The following is an 18,984-nucleotide window of genomic DNA, read 5'->3' as shown; positions in this document are numbered from 1 at the left end:
AAGTAGCCCTGAGTCACTCAGGTCTCACCGACGGTGCAAAACCGGACCCGGTCCCGACCGAGTGCGGCTAAAACTCTCAGGTCTTGAACAGAGCGGGGACACGACTACCGGTCGTGGGCCACCGACAGCACAATGAGAGGTACTCCGATGAGCTCATTTATCACCCGTCATCTCGGACCCACCGCACAAGATGTCCAGACCATGCTCGACACAGTCGGCTATGCCTCCGTTGAGGATCTAGTCGACGCCGCCGTTCCCGAAGACATTCGGATTACCGAGCCGCTGAACCTGCCCGCCCCGCTCAGCGAAGAACAGGCGCAGGATCGCCTGCGGGAGATGGCCGGTAAAAACCAGGTGAAAACCCAGATGATCGGGCAAGGTTTCTACAACACCTTCACCCCGGCAGTCATTCGTCGCAACGTGGTGGAGAATCCGACCTGGTACACCGCCTACACTCCCTACCAGGCCGAAATCTCCCAAGGCCGGTTGGAAGCATTGTTGAACTTCCAAACCATGGTGATGGACCTGACCGGGTTGGAGTTGGCCAACGCCTCCCTGCTGGATGAAGCTTCCGCCGCCGCCGAAGCGATGCTGATGATGCGCCGTGCCAATCGGAAGAAATCCAAAGGCATCATCCTGGTCGACGAAAACATCTTCCCGCAGACCCTCTCGGTAGTGACCTCTCGGGCTACCATGGTGGACCTGGAGATCGACATTCGTGACCTCTCCAACCCTGACAACGTCACCGACAATCTGCCGGAAGAAGGCCTGTGTGGCATCATCCTGCAGCAACCCGGCAATAACGGTGGGGTCCGTGACCAGTCCGAGGTGATTGCCACCGCCAAAGAAGCCGGCGGATTCGTGACGGTCATCGCTGACTTGCTGGCCTTGACCCTGATTACCCCTCCCGGTGAGCAAGGCGCTGACATTGCGGTGGGTAACACCCAGCGGTTCGGTGTGCCCCTGTTCTACGGTGGTCCGCACGCGGCTTATATGGCGGCTCGTGCCGGGCTGGAGCGTTCCTTGCCGGGCCGTCTGGTGGGTGTTTCCACTGATGACGCCGGAACCCCGGCCTACCGTTTGGCCCTACAAACCCGCGAACAGCACATTCGACGCGACCGGGCGACCTCCAATATCTGCACCGCGCAGGCACTGCTGGCGGTCACTGCCTCCATGTACGCCGTCTACCATGGCCCGGCCGGGTTGCGGAAGATTGCCTCCGAGGTGCATGCCAAGGCCCGCGTGCTCGGCGAGGCCCTTACCTCGGCCGGACTAAACCTGGCCACCACCAGCTATTTTGACACTCTCGTGGTCGACACCGGCTCCGAAGCCCAAGCCGAGCAGGTCATCAGCCAGGCCCTGGACGCCGATATCAACTTGCGCCACGTGGATGCGACCCGCGTGGGTGTGTCCGTGGATGAGACCACCACCATTGCGCACCTGGAAGCGGTTGCCAAGGCTTTTGGCGCCGAGCTTCCGGCCAGCGCTACACGCGAGCTGGACGAAGTTTCCTACGAGATCGCCGATGTGGTGGATTCTTCCCTCGTGCGTACCAGCGACTACCTGACCCACCCGACCTTCAACACCATCCACTCCGAAACACAGATGATGCGCTACCTGCGCAGCTTGGCGGATAAAGACCTGGCGCTGGACCGGACCATGATCCCATTGGGATCGTGCACCATGAAGCTCAACGCCGCTACGGAAATGGAATCTATCACCTGGCCCGAATTTGCCAGCATTCACCCTTACGTTCCGGCCGATCAGGCCGCCGGCTGGCGCGAGCTCATTGCAGAACTGGAAGACTGGCTGGCGGAGATCACCGGATACGCTGCCGTCTCGGTCCAGCCCAACGCTGGCTCGCAGGGTGAATACGCTGGTCTGATGGCGATCCGCAACTACCACATCGCTCAGGGTGATCAACAGCGTCGTCTGTGCTTGATTCCGGCCTCGGCCCACGGCACCAACGCTGCCTCAGCAGTGTTGGCCGGACTGACCGTCAAGGTGGTCAAAACCGCCCCCGATGGCTCGATCGACATGGAAGATCTGGACAGCATCCTGGAGAAGTCCGGGGATCAGGTCGCTGCGATCATGATCACCTACCCCTCCACCCACGGCGTGTATGAAACCCAGGTGCGCGCGGTGTGCGCGAAGATCCACGACGCCGGCGGTCAGGTCTACCTTGACGGCGCCAACCTCAACGCGCTGATGGGGCTGGCCAAGCCCGGCCAATTTGGTGGCGATGTTTCCCACCTGAACCTGCACAAGACCTTTTGTATCCCGCACGGTGGTGGTGGCCCCGGTGTGGGGCCCATCGGGGTGGGGGAGCACCTGGTGGATTTCTTGCCCGGTGACCCGCTGGCAGACGACGGTGCCCACGATCTGACAGCCCGCGGTGGCAATCCCGTGGTGGCCACCATCTTCGGTTCCGCCGGCGTGTTGCCCATCTCCTGGGCCTATATTGCGATGACCGGTGCTGAAGGACTTAAGGCCTCATCGCAGACTGCCATCCTCAACGCCAACTACTTGGCACGTCGGATCCACGAGGACTTTCCGATCCTGTTCACCGGAGACAACAACCTGGTCGCGCACGAATGTATCATCGACGTCCGCGAGCTCACCAAGGACTCCGGGATTACTGTCGAAGACCTGGCTAAGCGCTTGATCGACTTCGGCATCCATGCCCCGACCCAGGCTTTCCCGGTTCCGGGCACACTGATGATCGAGCCGACCGAGTCCGAGTCGCTGGACGAGATCGAGCGTTTTCTGGCGGCGATGCATGCCATGCGTGAAGAGATTCAGGAAGTCATTGACGGCAAGGTGGCCGCCGAGGATTCGGTGCTCCGTCGGGCACCGCACACCCAGGATGCTGTGATCAGCTCCAGCTGGGATCGGGCCTACTCGGTCGAACAAGCCGCCTTCCCGGTTCCCGAGTTGCGTCGTGGTAAGTACTTCGCGCCGGTGGGACGCATCGATGGTGCGGCCGGTGACCGCAACCTGGTGTGTTCCTGCCCGCCCATTGAAGCCTTTGAGGTATCCGGCGACGACCAACAGCAGGGGGAGTAAAGCCATGACTGAACAGCTAAAAACGAGTGCACTGTACGAGACGCACCAGCAAACCGGTGCCAAGTTCACCGATTTCGCCGGTTGGGACATGCCACTGCGTTATGACTCCGAGCGTGTGGAGCATCAAGCGGTGCGCACTCATGCCGGTATCTTTGATCTGTCGCATATGGGTAACCTGCTGATCTCCGGTCCCAGCGCTGTGGAGTTGCTCAATAGCTCGCTAGCTGGAAACTTCGCCCCGATGGCTATCGGCCGGGCCAAATACACCCTGGCTCTGACCGAATCCGGTGGCATTGTGGACGACATGATCGTCTACCGGCTGGGCGAGGACCGTTTCATGGTGGTCCCCAACGCCGCGAACGTGGACCCGGTCCGCGACCAGATCGCTGGCGTCAACCAGGGGCTAGCGCAGCCAGCTGAACTCGTCGATACCACCGAGCACACCGCAATCATTGCTGTGCAGGGCCCGGCCGCAGAACAGATCGTCGCCAGCGTGCTCACCGACTTGATCGATGAACACGCCGCCAGCGTCGTAACCGAGCTGGGATATTATCGTTGCGCTCGCTGGGAGATTGACAACCTGGGCGAACTGGTGGTGGCCCGAACCGGCTACACCGGGGAAGATGGCTTTGAACTGTTCTTGGATGCCACCCAGGCGGTGAGCCTGTGGGAGAAACTTCGGGCAGCTGATGAGCAACTACTACCCTGTGGGCTGGCGTGTCGCGACTCGTTGCGCCTGGAAGCCGGGATGCCACTCTACGGTCACGAGCTGACCGAGCACACTACTCCGGCGGAAGCCGGGTCGCTGGGCGTGGTCTCGGCCAAAAAGACCGAAGACTTCCCGGGGCGTGCCGCGGTAGATGCCGACCGGGAGAACGAGGCGACCCCGGTCCGAGTGCTGATTGGCTTGCAAGGAACCGGTCGACGCGCTGCCCGCGAAGGGGCGCACCTGCTGGACGAGCAGGGACAGCCCATCGGAGAAGTGAGCTCCGGTCAGCTGTCGACTACCCTGGGATATCCGATCGCACTGGCCTATATCCAGGCACCGGCCCCGGAACCAGGTACAGTGCTCACTGTGGACATTCGCGGTAAACAGCACGAGTTCACCGTGGTGCCCCTGCCCTTCTACCAGCGTAACCGGTGACCCGGTATATCGTCTCAGTAGCTTCCAGAAACAGCTTCCATCAACCCACCACAAAGTAAAGGACACCTGCGATGCCCGCAATCCTGTCAACCCTGAAATATTCCGCCGAACACGAGTGGATCGATGAGTCCAGCCCGGTGAAAGTCGGTGTCACCGAGTTCGCGACCGAACAGCTCGGCGACATTGTGTTCGTGGACCTGCCACAGGTTGGTGATGAGGTCACCGCCGGTGAGGTCTGCGGTGAGCTCGAGTCCACCAAATCGGTGTCTGATCTGTACTCTCCAGTGAGCGGGACCGTGGCTGCCATCAATGAGGAGGTCGTGGACGACCCCGAGTTGGTGAATCAGGACCCCTACGGTAAGGGTTGGCTGTTCAGCGTGGAGGTCACCGAAAATGGTCCTCTGTTGGATGCTCAGGCCTACGCCGAGGAATTCGACGTCGAGGTGACGGAGGGCTAACGCCCAAAAATCTGTCGAATCGCCTCATCGATGGTCTCGGCGCGGAACCGGTAGCCAGAAGCTAACGCCTTCTCGGCACTCAACCGCGCCGAGGCCATTGCTAATTCACGGTTGCCTTGTCGCCCCAACACCAGCGCCGGCGCCCACCCGGGGGTGGGTAGGCGTGTGGGCCGGGTGATCACCTCGCCGAGGACCTCGGCGAATTCGCGTTGCTGGACAGGCGCCGGGGCGACTGCATTGAGGGGGCCAGTGATGCTATCGTGCGTCACCGCCCAAACATACAGCTGGATCAGATCATCGAGCCCGATCCAGGGCATCCACATGGTTCCCGGACCCAACGGGCCTCCCGCGCCGGCAAAATACAGGGGCAATTGCGTGGCCAGTAAACCGCCACGAGCTGAGAGTACGAGGCCGGTGCGCATCGCCACGGTGCGGATCCCCAGATCTTCGGCCTCACGGGCAATGCCTTCAACCTGACGGCACACAGCCGCTAAGAAATCGTCACCGCTGGGATGATCTTCGGTAATCGGCTCAGCCACCAGAGACAGCGGGGAGGCGTCGTGACCATAGAACCCCGAGGCCGAAGCCGTAATAAAACTGGCTGGAGCACGAGTGGTACGTTTCATGGCCGCGACCAGCGTGGAGTTGGTCTGCACCCGGGAGGCAAAGATCGCGTTGCGATGCTTTTCGGTCATCACGCCCACGATCGATGCACCGGCGAGATTAATGACCGCATCCGCGTCCTCGAGCACCTCCGAGTCCAGCTGATGCCGAGCAGGATCCCAACTGAACCGGTCCTCATCGAGCCGACGCGATTCACCACGACGGCGCTGTAACCGAATGACCCGGTGACCAGCGGCGGTTAGCAGGGCCACCAACTGGGTACCCACCAGACCCGAGGCGCCGGCGATCACGATAGTCAACGGCGTGCTCAACGCGAGATCGGTGTGGAAATTCAGGTCGCCGGCCACGACCCGGGAGCGGTGGCGGAAAACGCGTTCCAGTTGCTCTTCAAATTCCTCGCGCAGTCGCAGCACCTCCCGGAGATCACCGGGAAACTCGTAGGTGATTTCATCGCAGACCAGAGTCTCCTCGGTGCCACTGGGCACAAACCGGTGGATGTGTTCCCAGGATGCTAAGGGTCCGGACACCATCTCGTCCGTGAAGGATACTCCCGGCTCTAACGTGGTGTGTTCCGCCACCCAGCTGGTACCCACCGGCGTGAGATGCTGCAGCCCCGGCACCATTGAGACCACCGCATCGACCCACGGTGCCCCGTGCACCAGGTGAGTTCGCGAGCCAGGTTGCAGGCCGTTGGTGGGAGGCTCTACCACCGTGGTCAACCACTGTGGAGTCAACCGAGTCAGAGCCCCCGGGCTGGAATACCAGTCCCAAACCCGTTTGGGCGCATGATTCAGCAGTGAACTGTGAAAAAATTTCAATGGTGCCGTCACGAGAAACCCCTTTTCATCTAGTTCACACCCTACCTGCGGACCCCTTCGGTGAGTAGCCATTGCCAGCGGCTCCATATCAGGCCCCAATACCCCGTGCCGAGGTCGGTCATCGTCGGTCACCGACCGTGACGCCGTAACCCCAGAGGAATAGACTGAGAACCAACCTGTGTTCTGATCGAATACTTGGTGCTGTTCCTGCATCATCTCGTGAAAGGCGACCATCGTGAACAACAACACCTCTGGACCGTCACAACAGCCAGTCACCGAAGCCGCCGACCCCTTCGGGTTTGTGGGGCTGACCTACGATGATGTGTTGCTGTTACCGAATGCCACTGAAGTCATTCCCGCTGACGCCGATGTCGCCACCCGGCTCACCAAACGGATCAACATCAACGTCCCGATCATCTCAGCGGCCATGGACACCGTCACCGAGTCCCGTCTGGCGATCGCCATGGCCCGCATGGGTGGTATGGGAGTGATTCACCGCAATCTGTCCATCGCAGACCAAGCCTCGGAAGTCGATAAGGTCAAGCGCAATGAGTCCGGAATGATTACCGACCCGGTCACGATTTCTCCGCAAGCCACTCTGAGCCAGTGGGACGAACTCTGTGGCCGCTACCGGGTTTCCGGCTTGCCGGTTGTAGAAGAAGACAACACGTTAGTCGGGATCATCACCAACCGTGACACTCGGTTTGTGCCCCGAGGACAGTTCGACACCATCACGGTGGCCGAGGCCATGACGAAGATGCCACTGGTGACCGCCCACGTCGGCATTACTCGTGAAGAAACCATCCGGTTGTTGTCTGAAAACCGGATCGAAAAGCTCCCGCTGGTCGATGATCGCAACCACCTCCAGGGGCTGATCACGGTCAAGGACTTCGACAAGGCCGAGGAATACCCGCTGGCCTCCAAAGACCACGAAGGGCGCCTGCTGGTCGGGGCTGCGGTCGGGTTTTTCGGCGACGGCTGGGACCGTGCTATGACCTTGGTAGACGCCGGAGTCGACGCACTCGTGGTCGATACCGCCAACGGTCACACCCACGGCGTGCTGGACATGGTTTCCCGACTGAAGAAGGAACCTGCCGCGGGGCATATTGATGTTATCGGCGGACAGGCCGCCACCTACGCCGGCGCGAAAGCTCTGGTTGATGCCGGAGCCGATGCGGTCAAGGTCGGGGTGGGCCCCGGCTCTATTTGCACCACCCGTGTGGTGGCCGGTGTCGGCGTGCCCCAGGTGACTGCCATCTACGAATCCGCCAAAGCGACCATCCCTGCCGGCGTGCCGTTGATCGCCGATGGCGGTCTGCGATACTCCGGTGACATCGGCAAGGCGCTGGTCGCCGGCGCCGATTCGGTGATGCTGGGGTCGTTGTTGGCTGGCACCGCAGAATCTCCTGGCGACCTGGTGTTTTACCAGGGCAAACAGTTTAAGGCCTACCGCGGCATGGGATCGCTGGGTGCGATGCAAACCCGTGATGGTCACCGTTCCTACTCCAAGGACCGCTACTTCCAGGCCGATGTGCCCAGCGAAGAGAAGCTGATCCCCGAAGGCATTGAGGGACAGGTGCCCTACCGCGGTCCGGTCAGTGCCGTGTTGCACCAGTTGGTGGGCGGTCTGCGCCAAACCATGTTCTACACTGGCGCCGCCGACATTCCTGCCTTGAAGCGCGACGGCCGCTTCGTGCGGATCACCCCTGCTGGGCTCAAAGAGTCCCACCCCCACGACATTATGATGACCGTGGAAGGCCCCAACTACCACAACCGCTAAATCTGGAGCCAACTAGTGAGTCACGAGATTGAGATCGGTCTCGGCAAACGAGGCCGAGCATCCTACCCGCTGGACGCGGTCAATATTGTTCCGGCCCGCCGGACCCGCGACCCCGAAGATGTGTCGCTGGACTGGCAGATCGATGCCTTCAAGTTCTCCATGCCAGTCATCGGAGCCCCGATGGACTCGGTTATGTCTCCGGCCACTGCGATCGAGCTGGGCAAGCTCGGAGGCATGGGCGTGCTCAACCTCGAAGGCCTCTGGACCCGCTATGAAAACCCGGAACCGATTCTGGAAGAGATCGCCCACCTGCAAGTTGCAGCGTTCTCCCCAGAGAACACCGCACGCCTCCAGCAGCTCTACGCGGCCCCGATCCAGCCCGACCTGATCACCGCCCGGCTGGCCGAGATTCGCGACGCCGGAGTCGTGGTCGCCGGGGCGCTCACGCCTCAGCGCACCCAAGAGTTCTACCGCACCGTGCTGGACGCCGGGGTGGACATGTTCGTCATTCGTGGTACCACCGTTTCGGCACAGCATGTCTCCGAAACCTCCGAGCCCCTGGATCTGAAACAGTTCATTTACGAGCTGGACGTTCCGGTGATTGTCGGTGGTGCCGCCGGGTACACACCCGCTCTTCACCTGATGCGCACCGGTGCTGCCGGGGTGCTGGTCGGATTCGGTGGTGGCGCGTCCTCCACCACCCGTCGTGCCTTAGGCATCCGGGTGCCGATGGCCACCGCCATTGCCGATATTGCTGAGGCCCGTCGCGACTACATGGATGAATCTGGTGGACGCTACGTGCACGTGATCGCCGATGGCGGTCTCGGAAACTCGGGAGACATCGTGAAATCTCTGGGTATGGGCGCTGACGCGGTGATGCTCGGCGCCGCCCTGGCCCGAGCCGAAGAAGCTCCTGGAGCGGGATGGCACTGGGGCCTGGAAGCCGCCCATCCGGTCTTCCCCCGTGGCGATCGCACCCATGTGGGCACCGTCGCCCCGTTGCGTGAAGTATTATTGGGACCTACCGATCACACCAACGGCACCGCCAACCTGATGGGCGCACTCCGGCGTGCCATGGCTTCGACCGGATATACCGAACTGAAAGAATTCCAGAAAGTCGAAGTTCAGATCGCCCAGGTCTAACCCCTTCCCATCTGCTGTAGCTACCCCCGATAAAGCGAGGTCTGATGCTCCGTACCGCGCTGAAGCCTCGGTGGCTGGGTTTCCTAGCGGTCGCGATCCTGGTTTCGGCGGTGTTCATGGCCCTGTCGGTCTGGCAAGCCCGCCAAGCAGTCTCCAACCCTGCCCCGCCACCGGAACAAACCGAAAACCCGGTGGAGATGACCGAATTCTTCGAACCATTTACCGCTATGGTTTCCACTCAGGCTGACCAGATGGTGTACTTCACCGGCACTGTTGAGCCCGAGCACACCGTCCAAGTTGCTCACCGCGTGCACGACGGCCAGACCGGATATTGGATCGTCTCGCGTGCCACGGTGACCGGCACCGATCGTAACGTGAGTATTCCGGTGGTGTGGGGCTGGCGCGAAGAACCGCTGGATTTTGAGGCCACCGAGCAGAACCCCACGGACCTCAGCGTTGCAGAACGCCTGTTTACTGAGGCTAGTGGCATCGAACCGAGCCAGACCGTGACCATGACCGGAAGACTCCTTCCTGCCGATGGGCCGGATACCGGCTCTGATCTGTCCACCACCCCGGTAACCGTCTCGACCCTGGCTACCGCCGAGCTGACCAATATCTGGGATGAGCCGCTCTATGCCGGCTATGTTGTCGTCGAAGAATTCGAGGACACCGAAGGGACGGTGCACACCGTTCAGGCCCCCGGCTCGTCCAGCACATCCGATGGCCTGGAAGCTGTCCGTGTCTCCGCCCCGGAGCAGGAAACCGACGTGGTGTGGCTCAACGTCTTCTACGCGATCGAGTGGGTGATTTTTGCGGCTTTCGCGCTGTATCTGTGGTGGCGATTCGTGCGCGATGACTACCTGAAAGACCAACGCGAGGCAGAACTCGACCGGCTGTGGGAACAGCATTGGCGACGCAAAGAACTCGAAAAACGACGCGAACAAGCCCGCGCCGAAAAGGCCGCGGCGGTGGTAGCCTATCGAAATTACTATGGGCATGACCCTGAACCACCCGCCGACCAGTGAGCTCGACCCAACGAAGGCACCGTGACAGATCGTGACTGATAGACAACCTCCCATCGACCCCAACACCCTGCCCGACCCCGACCAGATCACCGAAGAGGATCTGCCGGCTGCGCCACCCCGCCCTGAGTCGGTGGGCAAACGCCGTTTTGGCGGCACCCACAAACAGATTCGTGGAGCCCTGACCTTTTACCGGATCTGCGCTTATCTGACCGGTATTTTGCTCCTGGCGCTGGTAGTCGAAATGATCCTGAAATACGGTTTCGACCTCGAGCTTTTCGCCGGTGGCACCACCTTCGATGGTGCGGATAACACGCTGGGACTACACCCCCCGGACTCCGTGCTGGGCGGAGTAAACCTGTCGTTGCTAGTACTCATCGTCCACGGATGGATGTACGTGGTGTATTTGGTGGGTTGTTTCCGACTGTGGGCGCTGATGCGCTGGTCCGGCTGGACGCTGTTGGCGATGGCCGGCGGTGGCGTGGTGCCATTTTTGAGTTTCTACACCGAGCATAAAATAGCTCAACGGACCCACCAAGAACTTGCCGAACACCCCGAAGGAGTGCGCCGGTACTAACGATCGGAGACACCATCATGCTCCAGGAGTTGATGGCCACCCAGGCCAACTCCGCCGACTCTGCTTTTGGCCTGATCGGCGATTGGGCCGTGGCGGTTATGAACGCCTTAGGCCCCACCGGTGTCGGGCTGTTGGTGCTGATCGAAAACCTCTTCCCGCCGATTCCCTCCGAAGTGATCCTGCCCCTGGCCGGATTTAGCGCCGCCTCCGACCAGGCGCAGTTCACCTGGGCCTCCGCGGTGCTGTTCGCGACCGTTGGATCAGTCCTGGGCGCATACTGTCTCTACGGGCTGGGTGCCTGGCTGGGGCACCAGCGCACCGTGAATCTGTTGACGAAATTGCCGCTCGTGGAGCGCAGGGAGATCGACGCCACCATAAACTGGTTCAACAAACACGGTTATTGGACCGTGTTCCTCGGTCGTATGGTGCCGATCTTCCGCTCACTGATCTCGCTACCGGCGGGAGTTGAGCGCATGAACTGGTGGAAGTTTGGGCTCTTGACCCTGACCGGATCAGCGATCTGGAACACCATCTTTGTCTACGGTGGATTTCTGCTCGGGGAGAACTGGTACCTGCTGGAACAGGCCGCCGGTTGGTTCCAATACCTGGTGATCGGGTTGCTCCTGCTGGCATTGATCGCCTACGTGGTCTACAAGATCCGGTCCCGAAAAACGGCGCAGCGCCCCGGTGCGGCTCAGTTAGACTGAGAACGTGACTGATCCATCCCGCGCAGATAACCCAGACATTGCCGCTGATTTCCCCACCGTGTTGGTGGTGGACTTTGGAGCTCAATACGCCCAGTTGATTGCCCGGCGTGTCCGTGAGGCTCATGTCTACTCCGAAGTGGTCGCGCACTCCACCCCGGTCCAAGACATTGTGGCGCGCAAACCCGCCGCGCTTATCCTCTCGGGCGGACCATCCTCGGCCTACGAAGACGGCGCTCCCGGAATTGACCCGGACCTGCTGGAAGCCGGCATCCCGGTGCTAGGCCTCTGCTATGGATTCCAGGCCATTACCCAGGCGTTGGGTGGTACGGTGGCGCGGACCGAACGGCGCGAATACGGCTCCACACCGCTGACCAGCCTAGCGACAGACTCGGTACTGCTGGCGGGTCAGCCCGCCGACCAGACGGTGTGGATGTCGCACTCCGACGCGGTGTCGCAAGCCCCCGAAGGGTTTACCGTCATTGCCTCGACTCCGCATGCCAGTGTGGCCGCTTTCGAGAACACCGAAAAGAAGATTTTCGGCGTCCAGTGGCATCCCGAGGTGAAACATACTCCCTTCGGTCAGGACACCATCACGAACTTTCTCTACCACGGTGCCGGATTGCGTCCGGAATGGACCACCAGCAGTGTTATTGACGAGCAGGTGCAACTGATCAAGGATCAGGTCGGTGACGCTCGAGCCATCTGTGGCCTTTCCGGCGGGGTGGACTCCGCGGTGGCCGCCGCGCTAGTGCAACGCGCCATTGGTGACCGGCTCACCTGCGTCTATGTCAACCACGGACTGATGCGCCACGACGAATCAGTCGAAATCGAACGTGCTTTTGGAGCCGCTTCCGGGGGAGCCCGTCTGGTGATGTTGGACGCCGAAGAAGACTTCCTGCAGGCGTTATCCGGTGTGAGTGACCCCGAAGCCAAGCGCAAGATCATCGGCGAAAAATTCATCCGCACCTTCGAACGGGCACAAGCCGAGATTGTGGCAGAAACCGCTGATCAGGATCTGCCCCCAGTGAAGTTCCTGGTCCAGGGAACCGTGTACCCCGACATCGTCGAATCCGGTGGGGGAGACGGGACCGCTGTGATCAAGTCCCACCACAACGTGGGCGGGTTGCCGGACGATATTGAATTTGAACTCGTCGAGCCACTGCGAGCCCTGTTCAAAGACGAGGTCCGCGCCGTGGGAACTGAACTGGGCCTGCCTGATGAGATTGTCTGGCGTCAGCCCTTCCCTGGCCCCGGCCTGGGTATCCGTATTATCGGCGAAGTCACCAAAGAACGTCTCGACACCCTGCGGGCCGCCGACGCAATTGTGCGTGCCGAGCTGACCGCAGCCGGGTTGGATCGGGAGATCTGGCAGTGCCCGGTCGTGCTGTTGGCTGATGTTCGCTCCGTGGGTGTGCAGGGTGATGCCAGAACTTATGGTCACCCGATCGTACTACGCCCGGTGGTTTCCGATGATGCGATGACCGCTGACTGGGCGAAGGTGCCCTACGACGTGCTCTCCAAGATCTCCAATCGCATTACCAATGAGGTCGATGAGATCAACCGGGTTGTGTTGGATGTGACATCCAAGCCCCCGGGAACCATCGAATGGGAGTAATAAAGCGATCCCCGTGAGAAAATCTGGGACCATCTCGGTGGTTCACCGCCCGATCTCGCCCAATGTGCGGTTGGATAGTTTCAGCGAGGACTATCGATCAGGAAGGACGAGGCTGCTGTGAACGAAACGGATCCCACTCGTCGTGATGACGACACAGAGCTCGGTGGCGCCGAAAACCAGGAACTGGACAGCACCGATCTCGACTTCATTGCCGATGATTCCGCACCGAGCACAGCCGGTTTCGACGATCCCGAGATCAGCTTCGGCCAATGGCTACACCAGATCACGACCGGGCAAGAGTCTGACACCATGTTGCGGTTTGCCCCGACCACGGCAAACTCCCTGGAAATCACCCACTCCCACCCCTCGGGGCTGACACAGTTTCTGACCAAACGTCGCACCCGCCTCTCCACGCTGATGCGGGATCAACCCGGACAAAACTCGGCTCGAGCTACCGCCACCGCCATGATCTCCAAGATCGACGAACTCGCTGAAGATCGTGGGATCAACGTCGGCTTCGTCGCCGCCGGCATTGCGACCTGGCGGATCAGCGATGGCGGGGCATCTCACCAGATGTCAGCGCCTGTGTTACTGGCTCCTGTGCGCTTGAGCCAGCGCAATGGACGCGAAGACTTTGACGTCCAGCTCACCGGACAAGCTATCCTCAACCCGGCCCTGGCCCGGTACTTCCACTCGGTCTACGGTGTAGAACTTGACCCAGAGCAGTTCCGTCGTGCCGCCTACGCCACCAATAAGCTCGAGCCTCTGCCCGCACTGGAGCTGATGCGCGAGTATAGCTCTGAGGTTCGAGGTCTGGTGGTCGAACACCGTATTCTGCTCTCGACTTTCGCTGATCTCACCGACGAATCGGTTTCGGCGATCACCGGATTTGATCACCCCGTGCTCCGCGACCTCTACCGTGCGCAAGCCGGCACCGAATTCGCGACCGAACTCGTCGAACCCGAAGAATCGAGTCTGGAGGCGGTGGACCTCACCCCGTTGGACCAGCGCGACCCCGCCGATGAGCCACTCGTCTTCGACCTCGACCCCTCACAACAAACCGCCGTGGACCTGATCCGCTCCGGACATTCCGTGGTGGTAACCGCTCCTCCGGGAACCGGCGAAACACAGACCGCGCTGGCCGCTGCAGCAGCCTTGGCCGCTGATGGTCGCCGGGTGTTGATGGTGGCTGAACGCACCACGACACTCAACGAGCTCTACCGTCGTGCCGACGCGGTGGGACTAGCCAGCATGCTCTTCCACGTCAGTGCAACCCATACTTCCGCTCAGTTGCGTGAAGAAATGATCCAGGCGTTACTACGTGTCGAAGCTGCCAAAGAGCCGGCCACCCAGCGGGTGAACCAAACCCTGGTGCAACGTCGTGATCAGCTGGTTGCTCATGCCGAGAGCCTCCACCGGGTGCGCGAGCGGTGGAATTGCTCGCCTTACCAGGCCATGCGCGCCCTGGCTGAGCTCACCGCCTTGGACCCGCCACCATGCACTTCGGTGCGCTTGAAACGTTCGGTGCTGGATTCCACCGTCGCACGGGACGATATTGCTGAAAAGCTCACCTCGGCGGCCAGACTGGGTGCCTTCTCACGGGCCGCCACCGAATCCCCGTGGTATGGTGCGCGGTTACGCAACGTGCAAGAAGCCGAAGCTGCCTACCAGCTGGCCGAAGACATTAACGACCACCTCCCGCGAGTTCGAAAGCTGATGGTCCAGGCCACTGAGGATGCCCACCTGCGGACCGGGACGAACATCAATGAGTGGAACGACCAAGTTTCCCTGCTGCAAAGTGTGCGCGGCTCCCTGGACCACTTCACCCCCGATATTTTCGATCGGCCGGTGACCGATCTGATTGCTGCCACAGGGTCAGGATCCTGGCGACGCGATCACGAGATCGAGATGTCGGCGATGACGCGGTCGAAACTTCGTCGTGTGGCTAAAGAGTACGTGCGGCCCGGCGTGTCGGTGCCCGATTTACACGACGCTCTGGAGAAAGTCCAAGAACAACTCACCGCGTGGAATCAGTACTCCACCTCCAAACGCCATCCTAAAATCCCCACCGGACTAGACACCCTCGAACGGGAGCTGTCGGTGCTGACCGACAATATTTCCCAGCTCCAAGAGCGGTTAGCCACACCGGCGGTGCGGGCCGAAGAACTGGCGCGTCTGTCGATCAACGACCTCTCCGACGTCGTCCAACGTCTGGTCGACGACGCTGAAACGTTGCAGACACTGCCCGAACGGACCCTGGTCGTCGATCAGCTGACTGAACACGGGCTCGGTGAGCTACTTCGCGACTTCTCCGAACGGGAAGTCACCGCAGACAACGTGGTCGCTGAACTCGAGATGGCCTGGTGGCAGTCCGTGCTGGAAGCGATGCTGTCCTCCGACGAGACCCTGACTGTGATGGACGGCGACGAGCTGAACACACTAGAAGCCGAGTACCGTCTTGCCGATGGGACGCATCTGGACTTGGGCGCCTCCTCGTTGAACTGGACGCTGGCCCAGCGCTGGAACGAGGTCTGCGACACTCACGAGACTGCCGCTTCGACGCTACGGACCATGCTCAAAGAGGGCGAGACCACACTAGAGAACCTCGCTGACATTGATCCCGAGCTCCTGCAGCCCTTGATCCCGGTATGGATGTCCTCGCCGATGGCTTTGGCGCAAGCCCCGCAGAAACTGCACTTCGATGCCGTGTTGATCCTGGATGCTGGTTCCTTGGCTTTGCCCACGGGTCTGGGCGCGATGGCCCGGGCTCAACAGGTGGTTGCCTTCGGAGACCCGGTCTCCGAACGGCCCCAGCCGTTCCACGTCTGCGTGGAACCCACCACCGGTAGCGAACCAGCCGTGACCGAATCGGTGTGCGTGGCCCTGCGCCGAGTGTTGCCGACCACCGCGCTGTCGACCATGCACCGTGGTGTCTCCCAGGCGCTGGTCCGATTACTCGGGACCCAACTCTATGACGGACAACTGGACAAAATGGCCACCGCCGCGGAAATCACCGGGGCCTATACCTCCCGAGGGGCCGAGGTCGAATACCTCACCGCGCCCGGTACCCCGGGCTACGGCGACGATGGAGTGGAGTCCACCACTGCTGAAGTCAATCGTGTGGTCGATTTGGTCTTTGAACAGTTCCAGACGTTCCCCCATCGCTCGGTGGCGGTGTTGACCACCACACCGTTGCACGCCCGCAGGGTGGCCGAAGCAATACGCGTCAACCTCGCTGATCACCGCTGGGCCACCAGCTTCTTCAATGCCGAGACTGCCCCCCACGGCGAACCCTTCGTGGTCGCACCACTGGAGCGGGCGGGGTCAATGGTGCGCGACACCGTGATCTTCTCCCTGGGTTATGGACGCACCTCCCACGGCACCGTGGTACACCACTTTGGGCCACTGTCCGAACAACACGGCGTGGAGTACTACGCGAGACTGGCAACCCGTGCCCGCGAGTCGTTTCGGGTGCTCAGCTGCATTCACCCCCAAGAGGTCGACCCCGCTCGTTTATCCGCTGGGGCCGGCTACTTCTGGGAGATGATAGAACTCATTTCTGCCCCACGGACAGACACCGAGGCTGTGGCTGGCGGCGTCACGAAATCGACCACCGACCCCCTGGTGCAACCGATCGCTGAGGAACTCCTCGCCCGGGGCGCCCGGGTGATCACCGATGGTGCTTTACATGCGGAGTTGCTGATCTGGAACCCGGATCCAGAAATCTACCGGCCTACTCCCGGTGGGGAGGACTACACGGTCCCCCTGGCGGTCACCACCGACGGTAGTAGCCACTATCAGCACCTTTCGGTACGTGAGCGATCGCGACTTCGCCCGCTGGCTGCTCAGCGAGCGGGCTGGCGGCCAGTATCGGTGTGGAGTATCGATTCTTTTGCCGAACCGCAAAAAACTGTGGACCGACTGGGTGATCTTATCGGTCTGCAACCGGGCACGATGGATCAGCAGACACAACGCACCCGGCGCAGTAGTCGCTCCCACCGCAAAGAGCCCGACACCAACGATGTGACGGAACAGTGACCCGTGATGACTCCGCACGAGCCATCTCAGCACCGCCCGCAACCGCGTCGGCGTGGACACCGTCGAGTGGATGTGGGGCCGACAGGTCAACCTGACCCCGACGGTGATCAGCACCTCACGGCGGAGGTAACACGCCGCGCAGATCAGGCGCACCCGGTGTCCACTCCGCGCGTTAAAAAATCCACCGGCCACGCTCAGTTGTCTGAACGCGACCGGTGGATGCTGGAGCAACGTCCCCCACACTGGGGATGAGGGGTTAGCTCACGATGCTGTCGTTTGAGTAGTCGTCGCCGGGCTCATCAAGCTGGTCGGCATTGTAGTTGTCTAACTCGGAATCTTCGAAACCTGGCATCGACGGAGCTTGCTCAGTACCGTCGACGGGGGGTGCTTCTATCGTTTTCGTCAAGCTGCTGGAACAAGTTGTGCTGGGCGAGATTCGTAGAACGTGCCGTCTCTGAGCATGGCGAACAGGACGTCGGATCGGCGTCGGGCGAGGGCGATGACGGCTTGGTTGTGGCGTTTGCCTTCGGCGCGTTTTTTGTCGTAGTAGGCCTTCGATACCGGATCGTGGCAGGAGTCCATCCATGCGGATCGGAATAAGGCGTTGTTGAGTTGTTTATTGCTAGAACGGGCCGGGGACTCACCTCGGATCGAGGTCTCAGAGCGACGCGTTACGGGAGCAATGCCGGCGTAGGTGGCCAGGTGATCTGGGGTGGGGAAGGAGCTGAAGTCTGCTGCAGTGAGCAGGATCGTGGCGGTGGTCTTGATTCCGACTCCTGGCATAGGAATCAAGACCTGGGTAAGAGGGTGAGCATCGACCATCGCTTCCACCTCGGTGGCCACCAGAGCGCGTTGAGCTTTGAGCTCTTTGATCTGGGCGGCCATCCTGGGAATGATCAGTTCCACGGTAGCTGTTCCAGGCACGGTGACCGTTTGCTCAGCTAGGGCCGTGAAGATCTGGTCGATCAACGCGGAGGGGTCTTTGCGGGCATGATTTTTCGCCCAGCGTTTTACCCCAGATTTGTCAGCAGCCTGCAGGCCGTGGGGTCCGTGATACCGAATCAACAACTCCAGGACAATGGGCCGTGTGAGGACGGTGCCGGTGAAGACTCGTTCCAGTGACGGGTAAATGTGCACCAGCAACGATCGTAGTCGGTTGATGGCTGGGGTACATTCCCGAGCCAGGTCATTATCAAACCCAGCCAGCACTTTCAACGCCGAGAACAGATCAGATTCCCGATCCACGGCTCGTAGCGTATGGGGCATGGTTCTGGCAGTATCAGCAATGATGAACGCGTCCCGGGCATCAAGTTTTGGACCGGCCGGGATACAGATCAGCAGTCTTGCGCATCGCCAAGCCCGGCAAGTATGCCACGGTGGCGCCACAGTCTCGGGCCACCGCGATCGGTAAGGCACCAATGGTGTTAGGCTGATCGACCACCACCAGCACTGAACCGTGCCCTTGGAGCTGAACGATGACGTCTCGCAATGCGGTTTCGTCTTGCGGTAATTCCCGGTCGTAGAGTTTCTCGCCGGTGGTTGTCAGAGCGCATCCGTCATGTGCGCTTTTACCAACGTCTAGCCCCAGGATCACATCGTAGGTTGTTGTCATGGCAGTCTTCCTCACTGCTGGTAGCAACGCCGCTGTGATCATGACACCCGATGCTTGCACCCACGTGACGAACAGACCTCAACACACTGCTTGGGCCGCATCCCTATGAGAAGTCAACGCGCGTCCTGGACCTCTGGCGGCAACACCCCCCGGACCATGAAATGACAGGGCAACACAGCCATACCAGAGCCAGCGACCAGCTCCTTGGATAGACCTAAGAAATACCCTAGAAGGACCTATAAATAAATGTAACGGGTCTTTTCGAAAGATTCTTCTCAAAACGGGAAGCTTCTTTTCTCGTATGGAGCGAAGGGGTAGTGCGTGGGGGAGTTCGATGCTTTGTTCGAGCGTAACCGGGTGGTGTCTATCCGTGGTGTTGC

General features: G+C 60.8%; 12 protein-coding genes and 1 pseudogene. 10 read left to right on the top strand and 3 right to left on the bottom strand.

Annotation, left to right across the window (positions count from 1 at the left end):
* The first annotated feature begins 147 nt into the window (after positions 1 to 147).
* From gcvP to gcvH, 3 genes are all read left to right on the top strand, one after another.
* Positions 148 to 3,066: an aminomethyl-transferring glycine dehydrogenase gene (gene gcvP, locus DCC25_RS03290; RefSeq protein WP_233487890.1), complete on the top strand. Its 2,919-nt coding sequence runs from the start codon at positions 148 to 150 to the stop codon at positions 3,064 to 3,066.
* A 4-nt stretch (positions 3,067 to 3,070) separates the two neighbouring features.
* On the top strand, positions 3,071 to 4,210 hold the full coding sequence (gcvT, locus tag DCC25_RS03285; protein ID WP_110100615.1) for a glycine cleavage system aminomethyltransferase GcvT: 1,140 nt from the start codon (positions 3,071 to 3,073) through the stop codon (positions 4,208 to 4,210).
* Between the two features lie 71 nt (positions 4,211 to 4,281).
* Entirely contained in the window at positions 4,282 to 4,668 is a 387-nt protein-coding gene (gene gcvH, locus DCC25_RS03280) for a glycine cleavage system protein GcvH (protein ID WP_110097878.1), read from the top strand.
* Here gcvH and DCC25_RS03275 read toward each other — a convergent pair.
* A complete protein-coding gene (locus tag DCC25_RS03275; RefSeq protein WP_233487889.1) occupies positions 4,665 to 6,002 on the bottom strand; it encodes a TIGR01777 family oxidoreductase in 1,338 nt (445 codons plus the stop codon). The genes gcvH and DCC25_RS03275 overlap by 4 nt on opposite strands.
* Positions 6,003 to 6,345: 343 nt before the next feature.
* On the opposite strand from DCC25_RS03275, the gene guaB reads away from it, so the two are divergent.
* The 7 genes from guaB (at position 6,346) to DCC25_RS03240 (ending at position 16,992) form a co-directional block, all read left to right on the top strand.
* On the top strand, positions 6,346 to 7,890 hold the full coding sequence (gene guaB, locus DCC25_RS03270) for an IMP dehydrogenase (protein ID WP_110100613.1): 1,545 nt from the start codon (positions 6,346 to 6,348) through the stop codon (positions 7,888 to 7,890).
* Between the two features lie 15 nt (positions 7,891 to 7,905).
* Positions 7,906 to 9,033 carry a GuaB3 family IMP dehydrogenase-related protein gene (locus tag DCC25_RS03265; protein WP_110100612.1) on the top strand — a complete coding sequence of 376 codons (1,128 nt, stop codon included), beginning with the start codon at positions 7,906 to 7,908 and terminating at the stop codon, positions 9,031 to 9,033.
* Positions 9,034 to 9,077: 44 nt separating this feature from the next.
* Entirely contained in the window at positions 9,078 to 10,058 is a 981-nt protein-coding gene (locus DCC25_RS03260; protein WP_110100611.1) for an SURF1 family protein, read from the top strand.
* Between the two features lie 31 nt (positions 10,059 to 10,089).
* Entirely contained in the window at positions 10,090 to 10,632 is a 543-nt protein-coding gene (locus DCC25_RS03255; RefSeq protein ID WP_183145610.1) for a DUF3817 domain-containing protein, read from the top strand.
* A gap of 17 nt (positions 10,633 to 10,649) precedes the next feature.
* The gene (locus DCC25_RS03250) at positions 10,650 to 11,339 is read left to right on the top strand and encodes a DedA family protein (RefSeq protein WP_110100610.1); all 690 of its coding nucleotides are present in this window, start codon (positions 10,650 to 10,652) and stop codon (positions 11,337 to 11,339) included.
* A 4-nt stretch (positions 11,340 to 11,343) separates the two neighbouring features.
* Positions 11,344 to 12,954 carry a glutamine-hydrolyzing GMP synthase gene (gene guaA / locus DCC25_RS03245; RefSeq protein WP_110100609.1) on the top strand — a complete coding sequence of 537 codons (1,611 nt, stop codon included), beginning with the start codon at positions 11,344 to 11,346 and terminating at the stop codon, positions 12,952 to 12,954.
* A gap of 117 nt (positions 12,955 to 13,071) precedes the next feature.
* Positions 13,072 to 16,992 carry a DUF4011 domain-containing protein gene (locus DCC25_RS03240; protein WP_110100608.1) on the top strand — a complete coding sequence of 1,307 codons (3,921 nt, stop codon included), beginning with the start codon at positions 13,072 to 13,074 and terminating at the stop codon, positions 16,990 to 16,992.
* A gap of 256 nt (positions 16,993 to 17,248) precedes the next feature.
* Here the strand turns inward: DCC25_RS03240 and DCC25_RS11270 are convergent, their stop codons facing one another.
* Together DCC25_RS11270 and DCC25_RS03235 are read right to left on the bottom strand one after the other, a co-directional pair.
* Positions 17,249 to 17,398: a hypothetical protein gene (locus tag DCC25_RS11270; protein ID WP_158524707.1), complete on the bottom strand. Its 150-nt coding sequence runs from the start codon at positions 17,396 to 17,398 to the stop codon at positions 17,249 to 17,251.
* Positions 17,395 to 18,604: pseudogene (locus tag DCC25_RS03235) on the bottom strand (IS110 family transposase). Before DCC25_RS03235 ends, DCC25_RS11270 begins: the two are co-directional and overlap by 4 nt.
* Positions 18,605 to 18,984 lie beyond the last annotated feature (380 nt).

Source organism: Auritidibacter sp. NML120636, from assembly GCF_003185945.1.
Lineage (GTDB): Bacteria > Actinomycetota > Actinomycetes > Actinomycetales > Micrococcaceae > Auritidibacter > Auritidibacter ignavus.
Note: the sequence above shows the minus strand (reverse complement) of the source record. Positions and strands in the feature narration are given on the sequence as shown.

What these genes read in the sequence shown, in the direction of transcription:
- gcvP (WP_233487890.1), top strand. Translation starts at nt 148, where the DNA reads ATGAGCTCATTTATCACCCGTCATCTCGGACCCACCGCACAAGATGTC.
- gcvT (WP_110100615.1), top strand. Translation starts at nt 3,071, where the DNA reads ATGACTGAACAGCTAAAAACGAGTGCACTGTACGAGACGCACCAGCAA.
- gcvH (WP_110097878.1), top strand. Translation starts at nt 4,282, where the DNA reads ATGCCCGCAATCCTGTCAACCCTGAAATATTCCGCCGAACACGAGTGG.
- DCC25_RS03260 (WP_110100611.1), top strand. Translation starts at nt 9,078, where the DNA reads ATGCTCCGTACCGCGCTGAAGCCTCGGTGGCTGGGTTTCCTAGCGGTC.
- DCC25_RS03250 (WP_110100610.1), top strand. Translation starts at nt 10,650, where the DNA reads ATGCTCCAGGAGTTGATGGCCACCCAGGCCAACTCCGCCGACTCTGCT.